General features: G+C 65.1%; 10 protein-coding genes. 7 read left to right on the forward strand and 3 right to left on the reverse strand.

Annotation, left to right across the window (positions count from 1 at the left end; genetic code table 11):
• The first annotated feature begins 24 nt into the window (after positions 1 to 24).
• Positions 25 to 369, forward strand: a complete 345-nt coding sequence (locus RYH74_RS10195; RefSeq protein WP_004376110.1) for a YggL family protein — start codon at positions 25 to 27, stop codon at positions 367 to 369.
• Positions 370 to 728: 359 nt separating this feature from the next.
• Positions 729 to 2,186 (forward strand): D-alanyl-D-alanine carboxypeptidase/D-alanyl-D-alanine-endopeptidase, encoded by a 1,458-nt coding sequence (gene dacB / locus RYH74_RS10200; RefSeq protein WP_025338294.1) that lies wholly within the window; start codon positions 729 to 731, stop codon positions 2,184 to 2,186.
• 130 nt (positions 2,187 to 2,316) lie between these two features.
• On the opposite strand, the gene RYH74_RS10205 is transcribed toward dacB, so the two are convergent.
• Both RYH74_RS10205 and rlmKL read right to left on the reverse strand, forming a co-directional pair.
• Entirely contained in the window at positions 2,317 to 4,707 is a 2,391-nt protein-coding gene (locus RYH74_RS10205) for a diguanylate cyclase (protein ID WP_286101344.1), read from the reverse strand.
• 94 nt (positions 4,708 to 4,801) lie between these two features.
• Entirely contained in the window at positions 4,802 to 6,994 is a 2,193-nt protein-coding gene (gene rlmKL, locus RYH74_RS10210) for a bifunctional 23S rRNA (guanine(2069)-N(7))-methyltransferase RlmK/23S rRNA (guanine(2445)-N(2))-methyltransferase RlmL (RefSeq protein WP_075044197.1), read from the reverse strand.
• A 561-nt stretch (positions 6,995 to 7,555) separates the two neighbouring features.
• Here rlmKL and rmf point away from each other — a divergent pair.
• Complete coding sequence (gene rmf, locus RYH74_RS10215) at positions 7,556 to 7,771, forward strand: ribosome modulation factor (RefSeq protein ID WP_003248687.1); 216 nt, start codon at positions 7,556 to 7,558, stop codon at positions 7,769 to 7,771.
• Positions 7,772 to 7,921: 150 nt separating this feature from the next.
• On the opposite strand, the gene RYH74_RS10220 is transcribed toward rmf, so the two are convergent.
• Positions 7,922 to 8,944, reverse strand: a complete 1,023-nt coding sequence (locus RYH74_RS10220; RefSeq protein ID WP_025338291.1) for a quinone-dependent dihydroorotate dehydrogenase — start codon at positions 8,942 to 8,944, stop codon at positions 7,922 to 7,924.
• Between the two features lie 825 nt (positions 8,945 to 9,769).
• Here RYH74_RS10220 and RYH74_RS10225 point away from each other — a divergent pair.
• The 4 genes from RYH74_RS10225 (at position 9,770) to RYH74_RS10240 (ending at position 14,784) form a co-directional block, all read left to right on the forward strand.
• Complete coding sequence (locus RYH74_RS10225; RefSeq protein ID WP_317409343.1) at positions 9,770 to 10,984, forward strand: CmpA/NrtA family ABC transporter substrate-binding protein; 1,215 nt, start codon at positions 9,770 to 9,772, stop codon at positions 10,982 to 10,984.
• Between the two features lie 12 nt (positions 10,985 to 10,996).
• On the forward strand, positions 10,997 to 11,572 hold the full coding sequence (locus RYH74_RS10230; RefSeq protein ID WP_025338289.1) for an ANTAR domain-containing response regulator: 576 nt from the start codon (positions 10,997 to 10,999) through the stop codon (positions 11,570 to 11,572).
• A gap of 320 nt (positions 11,573 to 11,892) precedes the next feature.
• Positions 11,893 to 13,104 carry a nitrate/nitrite transporter gene (locus RYH74_RS10235; protein WP_085664968.1) on the forward strand — a complete coding sequence of 404 codons (1,212 nt, stop codon included), beginning with the start codon at positions 11,893 to 11,895 and terminating at the stop codon, positions 13,102 to 13,104.
• 9 nt (positions 13,105 to 13,113) lie between these two features.
• On the forward strand, positions 13,114 to 14,784 hold the full coding sequence (locus RYH74_RS10240; RefSeq protein WP_085617185.1) for a bifunctional protein-serine/threonine kinase/phosphatase: 1,671 nt from the start codon (positions 13,114 to 13,116) through the stop codon (positions 14,782 to 14,784).
• Positions 14,785 to 14,789 lie beyond the last annotated feature (5 nt).

The following is a 14,789-nucleotide window of genomic DNA, read 5'->3' on the forward strand; positions in this document are numbered from 1 at the left end:
GTTATTACCTAAGAGGATTGTTTCATGGCCACAAACCGCTCCCGTCGTCTGCGCAAGAAGCTGTGTGTCGACGAGTTTCAGGAATTGGGCTTCGAGCTGAACCTGGAATTCAAGGAAGATCTGGATGACCAGGCAATCGATGCTTTCCTCGACGCGTTCCTGGCAGAAGCCATGGACGCCAACGGCCTGGACTATGTAGGCGGTGACGATTTCGGCCTGGTGTGCTCGGTCAAACGTGGCTCGGTCAGCGAAGAACAGCGTGCAGCCGTTGAAGCCTGGCTCAAAGGCCGTAGCGAACTGACCAAGATCGAAGTCAGCCCGCTGCTGGACGCCTGGTACCCGGAAAAGCCGATCAACAAGGCCGAGTAATACCGGCCCGGCTCGATCGCTGAAAAGGCCACCCCAAGGGTAATGCCTGTCAGATAGCGTTAATGGGGCTGCTATGCAGCCCATCGCCGGCAAGCCAGCTCCCACAGGTATGCGCAGAACTCAGGAATTGCGCAATCCCTGTGGGAGCTGGCTTGCCGGCGATGGGCCGCAAAGCGGCCCCAATTACTTGACTGACAGGCATTACCCTCAGGGGTGGCCTTTTTTATTGGGGGTGCTTTTCCGTCGAACGTGGCGCATCGTCGCTGCGCTTGGGGCATAATGCGTATTCTTTCACCCTGGGGCCATCATCCCTTACAGCCCCAATGCCCTTTTCCCTCGCCGTAGGGTATTTATCGATCATGATCAAAACGCTTCGTCCCCTCGTTCTTGCCGGCCTGCTGTTGCCACTCGCCCTGCCCAGCCAGGCCGCCGCCGTCAACACCACGCTGCCTGCCAAGGTGCAGCAGGCCCTCAAGGCCAACAAGCTGCAGGATTCTGCCCTGTCGCTGGTGATGCTGCCGCTGGACGGCCCCGGCACACCGACCGTGTTCAATGCCGATGTCTCGGTCAACCCGGCCTCGACCATGAAACTGGTCACCACCTACGCCGCCCTCGAACTGCTCGGCCCGACCTTCCAGTGGAAAACCGAGTTCTACACCGATGGCACCCTGAGCAACGGTGTACTCAACGGCAACCTGTACCTCAAGGGTGGCGGCGACCCCAAACTGAACATGGAGAAGCTGTGGCTGCTGATGCGTGACCTGCGCGCCAATGGCGTGCGCACCATCACCGGCGACCTGGTGCTGGACCGCAGCCACTTCGTGCAGCCCAACCTGCCGCAGTTCAACGACGACGGCGGCGATGAGAACAAGCCGTTCCTGGTCAAGCCCGACTCGCTGCTGGTCAACCTCAAGGCCCTGCGCTTCGTGGCCCGCAACGATGGCGGCAAGGTCACCATCGCGGTCGAACCGCCGATTGCCAGCATCCGTATCGACAACCAGGTCAAGGCGGTGGCCTCCAAACAGTGCTCGGGTGATGTGCGTTACAACCCGGTGCAGCAGGCCGATGGCATCAGCGTAACGGTCAGCGGCCAGCTGGGTGACGGCTGCAACTCGCAGACCTACCTGTCGCTGCTCGACCACCAAACCTACGCCGCCGGTGCCGTGCGCGCGATCTGGAACGAACTGGGTGGCAGCATCCAGGGTGGCGACCGCTTCGAGAACGTGCCCAAGGGCGCTCGCCTGCTGGCCCGTGCCTTCTCGCCAGACCTGGTGGAAGTGATCCGCGACATCAACAAGTACAGCAACAACACCATGGCCCAGCAGCTGTTCCTGAGCCTTGGCGCGCAGTTCCGCACCGATGCCGACGGTGACGACGCCCGCGCCGCCCAGCGCGTGGTGCGCCAGTGGCTGGCGAAGAAGGGCATTACCGCGCCGCACCTGGTGATGGAAAACGGTTCCGGCCTGTCGCGCGCCGAACGGGTCAGCACCCGGGAGATGGCCGCGATGCTGCAGGCCGCCTGGAAGAGCCCCTATGCTGCCGAGTTCATGAGCTCGATGCCGCTGGTGGGTATGGACGGCACCATGCGCAAGCGCCTGAAGCGTACCGCCATGACCGGCGAAGGGCACATCAAGACCGGCACGCTGAACACCGTGCGGGCAATTGCCGGCTTCAGCCGTGACAGCAACGGCCATACCTGGGCGGTGGCGGCGATCCTCAACGATCCGAAACCGTGGGGCGCCTCGCAGGTGCTCGACCAGGTGCTGCTGGACCTTTATCGCCAGCCGAAACTGGCCGGCAGCACAGCGGCCAACTGATCGTTAGCCGGTACCGGCCTCTTCGCGGCTAAAGCCGCTCCTACATGTACAGTGCAGGGTTCAAGACCTGTGATGTCCCTGTGGGAGCGGCTTTAGCCGCGAAAGGGCCGGCATTGGCAACTGAAAGCTGTCAGGCCAACTCCCCCTCCACCCGGTCCCGCCCGGCCTGCTTGGCCGCATAAACGCCTGCATCAGCCCGCAACAGCAAGGCATCGGCCCCTTCCCCCGGTCGCCAGCCCGCCACACCAAAACTCGCGGTCACCCTGCCCACGCCTTCCACCGGCACATTGCGCACCCCTTGCCACAGCTCCAGCGCCAGCAGCCGCGCCTGCTCGGCATCGCTGCCCGGGCACAGCACCATGAATTCCTCGCCGCCCAGCCGGCAGAACACATCGGTACGTCGCAAACGCTGGCCGATACGCAGGCACAGGCTGCGCAGCACGCGGTCGCCGACGGCATGCCCGAAATGGTCGTTGATGCGCTTGAAGTGATCGATATCGAGCATGATCACCGCCAGTGCCTGGCCATCGCGCTGGGCCCGTTCCAGTTCGAGCTTGAGCCGCTCCTGGAAGTAACGGCGGTTATGGATGCCGGTCAACGAGTCGGTCACCGACAGCGCACGCAACTCTTCCTCCACGCCCTTGAGGTCGGAAATGTCGGTCAGGTAGCCATGCCACAAGGTGCAGCCCTGCTCGCCCACCTCCGGTGTCGCCTCGCCACGCACCCAGCGCAGCCCGGCACGCGGCAGGCAGACCCGGTATTCCTCGCGCCAGGGCGACAGGTGTTCGGCCGAGTAACGCACCGAGCGGCGCACGCGCTCAAGGTCATCCGGGTGGATGCGCTCGAACACCGCCGTGGCATCCTCGCGCAACTGCTGCAGGTCGACTTCGTAGATGTCGTACAGGCCCATGCTGGCGTACGGAAAACAGGAATGGCCGTTGCCATCCAGGCGGTACTGGTAGATGCCGCCCGGCACCTCGGCACTGAGCTTTTCCAGAAGGCGGTCACGCGCCGCCAGCGCCTCATGCACCCGCCGCCGTTCAGTGACATCGATGCAGATCGCCAGGTAACCGACCCACAACCCCTGTTCATCGAGCATGGCGGTGACCAGCATGTTGGCCACCAGTTGGCTGCCATCGGCGCGCAACAAGGTCCATTCCCCCGGCTCGGCGCCATGCTCCTGCACCGTTTCGGCGAACATGGCCTGGCCACCTTCAATCGGCCGGCCGTAACGCAGGCTCAAGGCATGGGCACGCAGGCTCAACTCCTCGGGCAGCACCAGGTCTTCCAGGCGCAGCTGGCCGATCGCCTCACTGGCGGGGTAACCGAGCATGCGCTCGGCGCCGGCGTTGAAGGTGCTGACCACACCCTTGAGGTTGGTGGCGATGATCGCCACCTGGGTTGCGGCATCCAGCACGCTGCGCAGCTGGTTGTGGGTGCCACGCAGGGATTGCTCGCTGACCCGCAGCTCGGCGGTGCGCTGCTCGACCAGGGCCAAGGCGCGCTGGCGCTGGCTGAACAAGCTGTAGAGCAAGACACTGAGCAGCAGGCTCAACAAGCCGCCCAGCAGGCTCACCGCCAGCACTGCGGAGGAACGGTTGGCGCGCACGAAGGCCAGGCTCGGCCGGATACTCAGCTGGAAGTGGTGATCAGCCAGGTGCAACAGCTGGTTGGTAGCCAGCGGCAGGGGTGCGACCGGGTTCTGCGAATCGAACATCACCTCGGGGCCATGTAGCCCGGTGGGGTCGACGATACGCACCACCAGGTTATCGTCTGTCGAAACCGGGCGCCCGTCACTGACCAGTTCACGCATGCTCAGCAAGGCCATCACATAGCCCACTGCCGCGCCGCGGGGGTTGGCATCGGAAAACACCGGCGCCACCATCAGCAGGCCACGCGCATCCGAGCTGGTATCGAACATGGGCAGTGGCTCGGACACCGCCATGCTGCCCGGCCCCAGCGCCCGCGCCAGTGCCGCCAGGGGCACTTCCTGGCCGGCGAGGTCCAGCCCATAGGGCAGCCCGGGCAATTCACCCGACTGGGTATAGAGCACCGGGAAGTAATGGTCGCGCTGGGGGGATGGCCGCCACTGGCCTTGCTCATCCTGGTCGCGGATCACATAGCCCGGGCCGGAATGCGCACTGGCCTGGCGCTCGAACTCGGCGCGTTGCGCGGCTTCGATACGCGGCGCCCAGGCGTAGGCCAGGGTCCGCTGCAGCAATGGCCTGGCGTAGCCGTCGAACTCGTGTGGGGTGATTTCGTTGGAAAAGCTGAAAAACCGCCGCAGCCCGTCAAGGCGCTGCTGCTGTTCGTCAAACCGCTCGGCGATACGGCTGAAACGCTCGCTGGCCAGCAGCTCGAAGCGCTGGCGCAGCTGCTGCTTGTAGAAGGTTTGCGTGGCTAACGCCAGGACGGCCGTCAACAGGCCGCCCACGACCAGGGCGACCAGGGCCACCGCCCAGGCGGACACCGCCTCTGTGCACAGGCCAAGCAACCGCGCACGCACGCCACCCTTTGACATACACCCATCTCGTCACGTCAGCGTCCTGCGGATTATCTTGCCCTGCCCTCAGTTATAGCTATTGGCCATTAGCCGCGCAATGTACCTCGTCGCCTCAACGAAGCTGCAGACGCCAGGCGCGATGGATACGGTTATTGCGGGCGAAGTCCGGGTCCAGGGTCTGGGCCGTGATTTCCTCCACCGCGTAACGCGCCATCAGGTGCTCGTCCAGCTGGAACTTGCGGAAGTTGTTGGAGAAATACAGCACGCCACCCGGCGCCAGGCGGGCCATGGCCAGGTCCAGCAGCTGCACGTGGTCACGCTGCACGTCGAACACGCCTTCCATGCGCTTGGAGTTGGAGAAAGTCGGCGGGTCGATGAAGATCAGGTCGTAGCTGTCGCGGTTGCCCTCCAGCCAGGCCATCACATCGCCCTGCTCCAGGCGGTTGCGCTCGGAGAAGCCATTGAGCGCCAGGTTGCGCCGCGCCCAGTCCAGGTAGGTTTTCGACAGGTCGACGCTGGTGGTGCTGCGCGCGCCGCCCTTGGCCGCATGCGCGGTGGCCGTGGCGGTGTAGCAGAACAGGTTGAGGAAGCGCTTGCCGGCTGCTTCGCGCTGGATGCGCATGCGCATCGGGCGATGGTCGAGGAACAGGCCGGTGTCGAGGTAGTCGGTGAGGTTGACCAGCAGCTTGACGCCGCCCTCGTTCACTTCCTGGAAGCGGCCTTCGGTTGCCTGGCGCTCGTACTGGCGCGTGCCGCTCTGCCGCTCGCGACGCTTGAGCACCACACGCTGCGGCGAAATGCCCAGGGCCTGCGGGATGGCTGCCAGCGCGTCGAGCAGGCGTGCCTGGGCCTTGTCCGGGTCGACCGAACGTGGCGCGGCGTATTCCTGCACGTGCACCCAATCCTGGTACAGGTCGACCGCCAAGGCGTACTCGGGCATGTCGGCATCGTACAAGCGGTAGCAATCGACCTGCTCGCGGCGGGCCCACTTGCCCAGTTGCTTGAGGTTTTTCTGCAGGCGGTTGGCGAACATCTGCGCCCCTTCCGACAGGCGCGCCGGCTCGCTGGCCGGTGCTGCCTGCTGGCGGCTTTCCGCGCCTTCAGGCTGCGCCTCGCGGCGCTCGCCGGTAACGAACTGGTCGGGCTGCACCTTGAACAGCAGCAGCTTGCACGGCAAGGCGCCGTTCCAGAACGCGTACTGCTTGTGGCTGCGAATGCCCATGCGCTTGCCCAGCTGCGGCGCGCCAGTGAATACCGCCGCCTCCCAGCCCATGCAGGCCTGGCGCAGGCGCTCGCCGAGGTTCTGGTAGAGGTACAGCAGGCTGGCTTCGTCACCCAGGCGCTCGCCATAGGGCGGGTTGCTGATGACCAGGCCTTTCTGGTTCTGGTCCGGGCGCGGCTCGAAGGTGCTGACTTCGCCCTGGTAGATCTTCACCCAGTCGCCCAGGCCGGCACGCTCGACGTTGTTGCGGCCTGGCTGGATCAGCCGCGGGTCGGCCTCGTAGCCACGGATCCACAGTGGTGGCCTGGCCAGGCCGGCCTGTGCCCGCGCCTGCGCCTCGTCATGCACCTTGCGCCACAACGCCGGTACATGGCCGAGCCAGGCACTGAAGCCCCAGCGTTCACGCTTGAGGTTGGGCGCGATATCGGCGGCGATCATCGCCGCTTCGACCAGGAAGGTACCCACACCGCACATTGGGTCAGCCAGCGCGCCACCTTCGGCGGCAATGCGCGGCCAGCCGGCGCGGATCAGCACCGCCGCCGCCAGGTTTTCCTTCAGCGGCGCGGCACCTTGCTGCAGGCGGTAGCCACGCTGGTGCAGGCTGTGCCCGGAAAGGTCGAGGGAGAGAATGGCTTCGCCACGGTCCAGGCGCAGGTGCACGCGCACATCAGGGTCGATCTTTTCCACCGACGGGCGCAGGCCTTCGCGGTTGCGCAGCTTGTCGACGATCGCGTCCTTGACCTTCAGCGCACCGAAGTGAGTGTTGTCGATGCCCGAGCCATGGCCGCTGAACTCCACCGCCAGGGTGCCGTCGGCTGCCAGGTGATCGGCCCAGTCGACCGCGTGCACGCCGTCGTAGAGGTCGTCGGCGTTCTTCATGGAGAAGCGCTTGAGTACCAGCAGCACCCGGTTGGCCAGGCGTGACCACAGGCACAGGCGGTAGGCGGTTTCCATGTCGGCGGCGCCGCGAATGGCCGAGGTGTGCTCGCGCACGTCATCCAGGCCGAGGCCCCGTGCCTCTTCGGCAAGCAGGCCTTCCAGGCCTTTGGGGCAGGTGAGGTAAAGTTCGAAACGGTCCGACATGAGTAATCCAGCGCCTTGGGCTATTTGACTGACGGGGCGACGCATCGCCCCGCGATGTTTGCCCGCACACCTTTCCAGCAGGCGTGCGGGTGGCCTTTCCCGGCACGCGCGCGTGCGGTGAAAGGCCGGGCCGCCTGACCGATCTGTGCTTGGCCCAGTGGCAAAGACAGCTTAGATCATCAGGCAGTACGAAAAATTCTGGCGATACCGGGGCCGATGTGACCCTTCGTCGCATTTCAAATTATTTCTGTCATCCGCGAGCAACGCTGGCGAAATGGCGTCAATCATCGGCAAACCCTGAACATAGCGGGCTCAACGCTAAACAAGGTTGAGTCGCATTTATTTACTTATCCCCTCACCCTTGGAAAGGTTACGTGCTTATGACAAATCGATCATTCACACGGTGACTCGCATTCGATAGAACTGGTCTCAGGCCACTTCGCAACGAGGTGGCACTTTCAGCTCGCCACGCCGGCAGCGAGCGCACACCGGCAGAAAGACTCTGCCCGGCCTCGGAGAGGCCGACGGGACATTACAGTCAACAAGTGAGGGCAACACCCTATGAGAAGACTTAAGCGTGATCCGTTGGAAAGAGCATATTCACGTGGCTACCAATACGGGGTCACCGGCAAATCCCGCGAACTTTGCCCCTTCAATCTTCCTTCTGTTCGCCAAGCCTGGATCAACGGCTGGCGTGAAGGTCGCGGTGATAACTGGGACGGAATGACTGGCACCGCTGGCATCCATAGACTCAACGAAAATCACGCCGTTGGCTGAACGAGGACACTGAATTCGATTTACCATGCACGCCCTATCCGGGCGGCGGGCGAAGGCCCAGGGGCCCCTTGATGGGGCCCTTTTTTATGACTTCGAATCCATATCCGCGCTGGCTTCTTCGCGGGCATGCCCGCGAATGGGCCGGCCAGGTCACCGCGGCATCGCAGCGATAGCGTCCACCGCCTCGCGAATCAACGCTGGCCCTCTGTAAATGAAGCCCGAATAAATCTGCACCAGGCTCGCCCCGGCAGCGATCTTCTCGGCGGCATGGCGGCCTTCGGTAATGCCGCCAGCGGCAATGATCGGCAGCTTGCCGCCCAGCTCGCCCGCCAGCACCTTGACGATATGGGTGCTCTTCTCCAGCACCGGCGCGCCCGACAGGCCACCCGCCTCGCCACCGTACGGCAACCCTTCTACACCTTCACGGCCCAGTGTGGTGTTGGTGGCGATCACCGCATCCATGCCCGACTCCATCAGCGCGGCGGCCACCAGGGCGGTTTCTTCGTCGCTCATGTCCGGGGCAATCTTGATTGCCAAAGGTACGCGCTTGCCATGCGTGCCGGCCAATTGCTCGCGGCGCTCGGCCAGGGCATCAAGCAGCTGCTTGAGCGAATCGCCGAACTGCAGGCTGCGCAGGCCCGGGGTGTTTGGCGAACTGACGTTGACCGTGATGTAACTGGCGTCGGTGTACACCTTGTCCAGGCAGATCAGGTAGTCATCGACGGCACGCTCCACCGGGGTGTCGAAATTCTTGCCGATGTTGATGCCCAGCACGCCGTTGTAACGCGCAGCCCGCACCCGGCCGAGCAGGTGATCAACGCCCAGGTTGTTGAAACCCATGCGGTTGATGATGGCAGTTGCCTCCGGCAGGCGGAACAGCCGCGGCTTGGGGTTGCCCGGCTGCGGGCGCGGGGTGACGGTACCGATTTCGACGAAGCCGAAGCCCAGCTGGGCGAAACCGTCGATGGCCGCGCCGTTCTTGTCCAGGCCGGCCGCCAGGCCCACCGGGTTGGCGAAGTTCAAGCCCATGACCGTAACCGGCAAAGCCGCCGGCTGCTTGCACAGCATGCCGTTGAGGCCAAGACGGCCACCGGCGCCGATCAGGTCCAGGGACAGGTCGTGGGAGGTTTCCGGGGAAAGCTTGAACAGCAGCTGGCGGGCCAGGGTATACATGGGCGGGCAAGGCTCGGGGTGAATGAGGGGGCGATTATAGCCAGCGCGAGGCCGGCATGACAGCAAATCGTGGGGCTGCTGCGCAGCCCATCGCCGGCAAGCCAGCTCCCACAGGTACAACACAAGGGCTGAAACCTGTGCTGTACCTGTGGGAGCTGGCTTGCCGGCGATGAGGCCAATGCAGGCGGCACAAGGCAGTTGCTCCACAGGGATGCTCCCACAGGTACAACACAAGGGCTGAAACCTGTGCTGTATCTGTGGGAGCTGGCTTGCCGGCGATGAGGCCAATGCAGGCGGCACAAGGCAGTTGCTCCACAGGGATGCTCCCACAGGTACAACACAAGGGCTGAAACCTGTGCTGTATCTGTGGGAGCTGGCTTGCCGGCGATGAGGCCAATGCAGGCGGCACAAGGCAGTTGCTCCACAGGGATGCTCCCACAGGTACAACACAAGGGCTGAAACCTGTGCTGTATCTGTGGGAGCTGGCTTGCCGGCGATGAGGCCAATGCAGGCGGCACAAGGCAGTTGCTCCACAGGGATGCTCCCACAGGTACAACACAAGGGCTGAAACCTGTGCTGTATCTGTGGGAGCTGGCTTGCCGGCGATGAGGCCAATGCAGGCGGCACAAGGCAGTTGCTCCACAGAGATGCTCCCACAGGGGCAACACAAGGGCTGAAAACTGTGCTGTATCTGTGGGGGCTGGCTTGCCGGCGATGAGGCCAATGCAGGCGGCACAAGGCAGTTGCTCCACAGGGATGCTGCCAGATGGCACATCGGTTGCACCGGAAAAGCCCACAGCCTTATCAGTACGGGCGAGGAACCTTGTGAACACTGTACCCCGAGCAACGCCCCTGGCCTGGGTCAACGGCAGCGACGCGCCGGAAAAGCCCAGCCTGAACATCGGCTACATGGCCCTGACCGACTGCGCCCCGGTGGTAGTCGCCGCCACCCAGGGCTTTGCCCAGCAGCACGGCCTTACCCTCAACCTCAAGCGCCAGGGCTCCTGGGCCGGGCTGCGCGACAAACTGGTCAGCGGCGAGCTGGATGCCGCGCATTGCCTGTATGGCCTGGTGTACGCCGTGCACCTGGGCATCGGCGGTGTACCGGCCAGCGCCATGGCCGTGCTCATGGGGCTGAACCAGAACGCCCAGGCCATAAACCTGTCTCCGGCCCTGCAGCGCAAAGGCGTGACCAACCCTGAAGCATTGGCGCGCCTGGTGCACCTGCATGGCGCACGCCTCACCTTCGCCCAGACCTTCCCCACCGGCACCCACGCCATGTGGCTGTATTACTGGCTGGCCAGCCAGGGCATCCACCCATTGCGCGACGTCGACAGCGTGGTTGTGCCACCAGCGCAGATGGCCGCGCATATCCAGGCCGGGCGCATCGACGGCTTCTGCGTGGGCGAACCCTGGGCTGCCGATGCCGTAGCCACGGGCCAGGGCTTCACCCTGGCCACCAGCCAGTCGATCTGGCCGGACCACCCGGAAAAGGTCCTGGCCTGCGCCCGCGCCTTTGCCGAGCAATACCCCAACAGCGCCCGCGCGCTGATCAAGGCGGTCCTCGCCGCCAGCCGCTTCATCGAGCAAAGCCCGGAGAACCGCCGCAGCACTGCGCAACTGCTCAGCGGCAGCGCCTACCTGGCCACCCCGCTGGCAAGTATCGAACCACGCCTGCTCGGCAGCTACCACGATGGCCTGGGCAACCACTGGCAAGACCCGCACGCCCTGCGCCTGCACGATCATGGCCGGGCCAACCTGCCGTACCTGTCCGACGGCATGTGGTTCATGACCCAGTTCCGCCGCTGGGGCCTGCTGCGCGACGACCCCGACTACCTCGGCGTGGCCCGCCAGGTCCAGCAGCTGGCACTGTATGGCGAGGCGGCACAAAGCCTCGGCGTGGCCTGCCCCGAGCAGCCGATGCGCAGCAGCCTGCTGATCGATGGCAGCCGCTGGGACGGTAGTGACCCCTACGGTTATGCCCGCAGTTTCAGCCTGCATGCACTGGGCGACCTGCCCGATGCCCGTGTCGGCGCGTGAGGGGGACCATTCATGTTGCGCATCCTGCTGATCGACGACACCCAGAGCAAACTCGGCCGCCTCAAGGCAGCCTTGAGCGAGGCCGGCTTCGAGGTCATCGAAGCCCCAGACCTGACCATCGACCTGCCCGCCTGCGTCGAAACGGTGCGCCCGGACGTGGTGCTGATCGACACCGACTCACCGGACCGCGATGTGATGGAACAGGTGGTCCTGGTCAGCCGTGACCAGCCGCGGCCGATCGTGCTGTTCACCGACGAGCACGACCCCGGGGTGATGCGCCAGGCGATCCAGGCAGGGGTCAGCGCCTACATCGTCGAAGGCATCCATGCCGCGCGGCTGCAACCGATCCTGGACGTGGCCATGGCCCGCTTCGAAAGCGACCAGGCGCTGAAGGCGCAGCTGCTTGCGCGCGACCAGCAACTGGCCGAGCGCAAGCGCATCGAGCAGGCCAAGGGTTTGCTGATGAAGATGAAGGACTGCAACGAAGAACAGGCCTACACCCTGATGCGCCGCCAGGCCATGAGCCGGCAGCAGAAGCTGATTCAGGTGGCCGAGCAGATCATTGCCATGCACGAGATGCTGGGCTGACGCTTCGTTCAAAACCTCACGCGATCCATGTGGGAGCGGCCTTGTGTCGCGAAAGGGGCGCGTAGCGGCCCCCGAATTTCCAGCTTCGCCGCAGATATTGCCGGGGCTGCTGCGCAGCCCTTTCGCGACACAAGGCCGCTCCCACATAACCCGAGTCAACCCACGGTCCGAGTTGGCCCATCTCTTGCTGAACAAATATCACCGGTAGCCAACGGCGGTTGCCCACTTGATCCCGACAAAGACGTCGCTCTCCCCTCCACCCACGTGGAGCGGGTAGCGGCGTCTTTTTCGTTCCGTTGCATTGCCGAGTGAGGTGTTCGATGAGTACCAGCTTCTGGAAATCCGGGCATGTGCCCACGCTGTTCGCCGCGTTCCTGTACTTCGACCTCAGCTTCATGGTCTGGTACCTGCTTGGCCCACTGGCGGTGCAGATTGCCGCCGATCTGCAGCTGAGTGCACAACAACGGGGCCTGATGGTGGCCACGCCGATCCTGGCCGGGGCGATCCTGCGCTTTGCCATGGGCGTGCTGGTAGACCGCCTGTCGCCAAAGACCGCAGGGCTGATCGGCCAGGTGGTGGTCATCGTCGCCCTCGCCGCTGCCTGGCACCTGGGCGTGCACAGCTATGAACAAGCACTGCTGCTGGGCGTGTTCCTCGGCTTTGCCGGTGCCTCGTTCGCCGTGTCACTGCCGCTGGCCTCGCAATGGTACCCGCCACAGCACCAAGGCAAAGCCATGGGCATTGCCGGTGCCGGCAACTCCGGCACAGTGTTCGCCGCCCTGCTGGCCCCGGCGCTGGCTGCGGGCTTTGGCTGGAACAATGTGTTCGGCTTCGCGCTGGTCCCGCTGTCGCTGGCGCTGTTGGTGTTCGCCCTGCTGGCACGCAATGCTCCGCAGCGGCCCAAGCCAAAAGCCATGGCCGACTACCTCAAGGCCCTGGGCGACCGTGACAGCTGGTGGTTCATGTTCTTCTACAGCGTCACCTTCGGCGGCTTCATTGGCCTGGCCAGCGCCCTGCCCGGCTACTTCAGCGACCAGTATGGCCTGAGCCCGGTCACCGCCGGCTACTACACCGCTGCCTGCGTGTTCGCCGGCAGCCTGATGCGCCCGCTCGGCGGCGCCCTGGCCGACCGCTTCGGCGGCATCCGCACCCTGCTGGGCATGTACAGCGTGGCGGCCATCTGCATCGCTGCAGTCGGCTTCAACCTGCCTAGCGCCGCCGCCGCACTGGCCCTGTTCGTCAGCGCCATGCTCGGCCTGGGGGCCGGCAATGGCGCGGTGTTCCAGCTGGTACCGCAACGCTTCCGTCAGGAGATCGGCGTGATGACCGGGCTGATCGGCATGGCCGGCGGCATCGGAGGCTTCCTGCTGGCCGCAGGGCTTGGCACCATCAAGCAGCACACCGGTGACTACCAGCTGGGGCTGTGGCTGTTCGCCAGCCTGGGCTTGCTGGCCTGGTTCGGCCTGCACGGCGTGAAACAGCGCTGGCGCACCACCTGGGGCTCGGCTGCGGTTACCGCGGCGCGGGTCTGAGGCACAGCCATGAGCCTGCAACTGAACTTTGCCCAGGCCAGCGCCACCGGGCCGCGCGAGGAAAACCAGGACGCCCTGCGCCTGGTTACCCCGGCGCCGGAGCTGGCCGCCAGCAAAGGCTACCTGTTCGCCCTCGCCGACGGCGTCAGCCAATGTGCCGATGGCGGCCTGGCAGCCCGTGCCAGCCTGCAGGCGCTGGCCCTGGACTACTACGCCACCCCCGCGACCTGGAGCGTGGCCCAGGCCCTCGACCGCCTGCTGCTGGCACAGAACCGCTGGCTGCGTGCCCAAGGCAGTGGCCAGCCACTGCTGACCACCCTCAGCGCGCTGGTGCTGCGTGGCCGGCGCTTTACCCTGGCCCACGTGGGTGACTGCCGCGTGTACCGCTGGCACGCTGGGCGCCTGCAATGCCTGAGCGAAGACCATGTATGGGACCAGCCAGGCATGCAGCATGTGCTGAAACGCGCGCTGGGCCTGGACCAGCACCTGCTGGTGGATTATCTGGAAGGTGAGCTGCAGCCGGGCGAGAGCTTCCTGCTGTTGAGCGATGGCGTATGGGCCAGCCTGGGCGACCAGCACATCCAGGCGGTGCTGCGCGAGCAACCCGACCTGCAACTGGCCGTCGACACCCTGGTCGCCAGCGCGCACCTGAACGGCAGCCAGGACAACGCCAGTGCCTTGCTGGTGCAGGTCGAGCAACTGGGCACGGCCAACCTGGGCGACACCTTGGCGCAACTGCAGCAATGGCCAGTGCCCGGCCCGCTGCGTGAAGGCCAGGTAATCGATGGCTGGCAAGCCGAAAAGCTGCTTTCGCAAAGCCGCCAGTCGCTGCTGTACCGGGTGCGCGATGCCCAGGGCCAAGCCTGGCTGCTGAAGACCCTGCCCGCCGCACGCGAGCAGGAGCCCGGCGCGGCGCAAGGGCTGTTGCTGGAAGAATGGTTCCTGCGCCGGGTCGCTGGCCGGCACTTCCCCGAACTGCACACCGCCAGCCAGCGCCAGCACCTGTACTACGTGATGCGCGAATACCCCGGCCAGAGCCTGGCAGCGCTGCTGGCCGAGCACGGCCCGCTACCCATGCCGCAGTGGCTGGAGCTGGCCCGGCAGCTGCTGCAAGCGGTCGGCGTACTGCACCGGCGCAACCTGCTGCACCGCGACATCAAGCCAGAGAACCTGCACCTGGGCAGCGATGGCCAGCTGCGCCTGCTGGACTTCGGCCTGGCCTACTGCCCGGGGCTGTCCGAAGACCCGCTGCACGAGTTGCCGGGCACGCCGTCATACATTGCCCCGGAAGCGTTCGACGGCCAGCCGCCCAGCCCACGCCAGGACCTGTATGCCGTGGGCGTGACGCTGTATCACCTGCTGACCGGGCATTACCCCTACGGCGAAGTGGAGGCTTTCCAGCGCCCGCGCTTCGGCCAACCGGTCAACGCCGCGCGCTACCGCCCCGACCTGCCGGAATGGCTGCAGCACAACCTGCAGCAGGCACTGGCAGCGGACCCGGCGCAGCGCTTCGAAACCGCCGAACACTGGTTGCTGCTGCTCGAACGTGGCGACCGCCAGGAACTGCCCAGCCGGCCACGGCCGTTGCTGGAGCGCGAACCGTTGAAGGTCTGGCGCACCCTGGCCCTGCTGTCCTTGCTGTTCAACCTGATATTGCTGCTCACCCTGCTCAAGGGCTGAACGCA

Source organism: Pseudomonas sp. LSJ-87 (assembly GCF_032971465.1).
GTDB classification, from domain to species: domain Bacteria; phylum Pseudomonadota; class Gammaproteobacteria; order Pseudomonadales; family Pseudomonadaceae; genus Aquipseudomonas; species Aquipseudomonas putida_Z.

Excerpts from the sequence above, each read along its gene's own strand:
- rlmKL (WP_075044197.1), bottom strand. The coding sequence starts at position 6,994 with ATGTCGGACCGTTTCGAACTTTACCTCACCTGCCCCAAAGGCCTGGAA.
- dacB (WP_025338294.1), top strand. The coding sequence starts at position 729 with ATGATCAAAACGCTTCGTCCCCTCGTTCTTGCCGGCCTGCTGTTGCCA.
- rmf (WP_003248687.1), top strand. The coding sequence starts at position 7,556 with ATGAGAAGACTTAAGCGTGATCCGTTGGAAAGAGCATATTCACGTGGC.
- RYH74_RS10230 (WP_025338289.1), top strand. The coding sequence starts at position 10,997 with ATGTTGCGCATCCTGCTGATCGACGACACCCAGAGCAAACTCGGCCGC.
- RYH74_RS10235 (WP_085664968.1), top strand. The coding sequence starts at position 11,893 with ATGAGTACCAGCTTCTGGAAATCCGGGCATGTGCCCACGCTGTTCGCC.
- RYH74_RS10205 (WP_286101344.1), bottom strand. The coding sequence starts at position 4,707 with ATGTCAAAGGGTGGCGTGCGTGCGCGGTTGCTTGGCCTGTGCACAGAG.
- RYH74_RS10195 (WP_004376110.1), top strand. The coding sequence starts at position 25 with ATGGCCACAAACCGCTCCCGTCGTCTGCGCAAGAAGCTGTGTGTCGAC.
- RYH74_RS10240 (WP_085617185.1), top strand. The coding sequence starts at position 13,114 with ATGAGCCTGCAACTGAACTTTGCCCAGGCCAGCGCCACCGGGCCGCGC.
- RYH74_RS10220 (WP_025338291.1), bottom strand. The coding sequence starts at position 8,944 with ATGTATACCCTGGCCCGCCAGCTGCTGTTCAAGCTTTCCCCGGAAACC.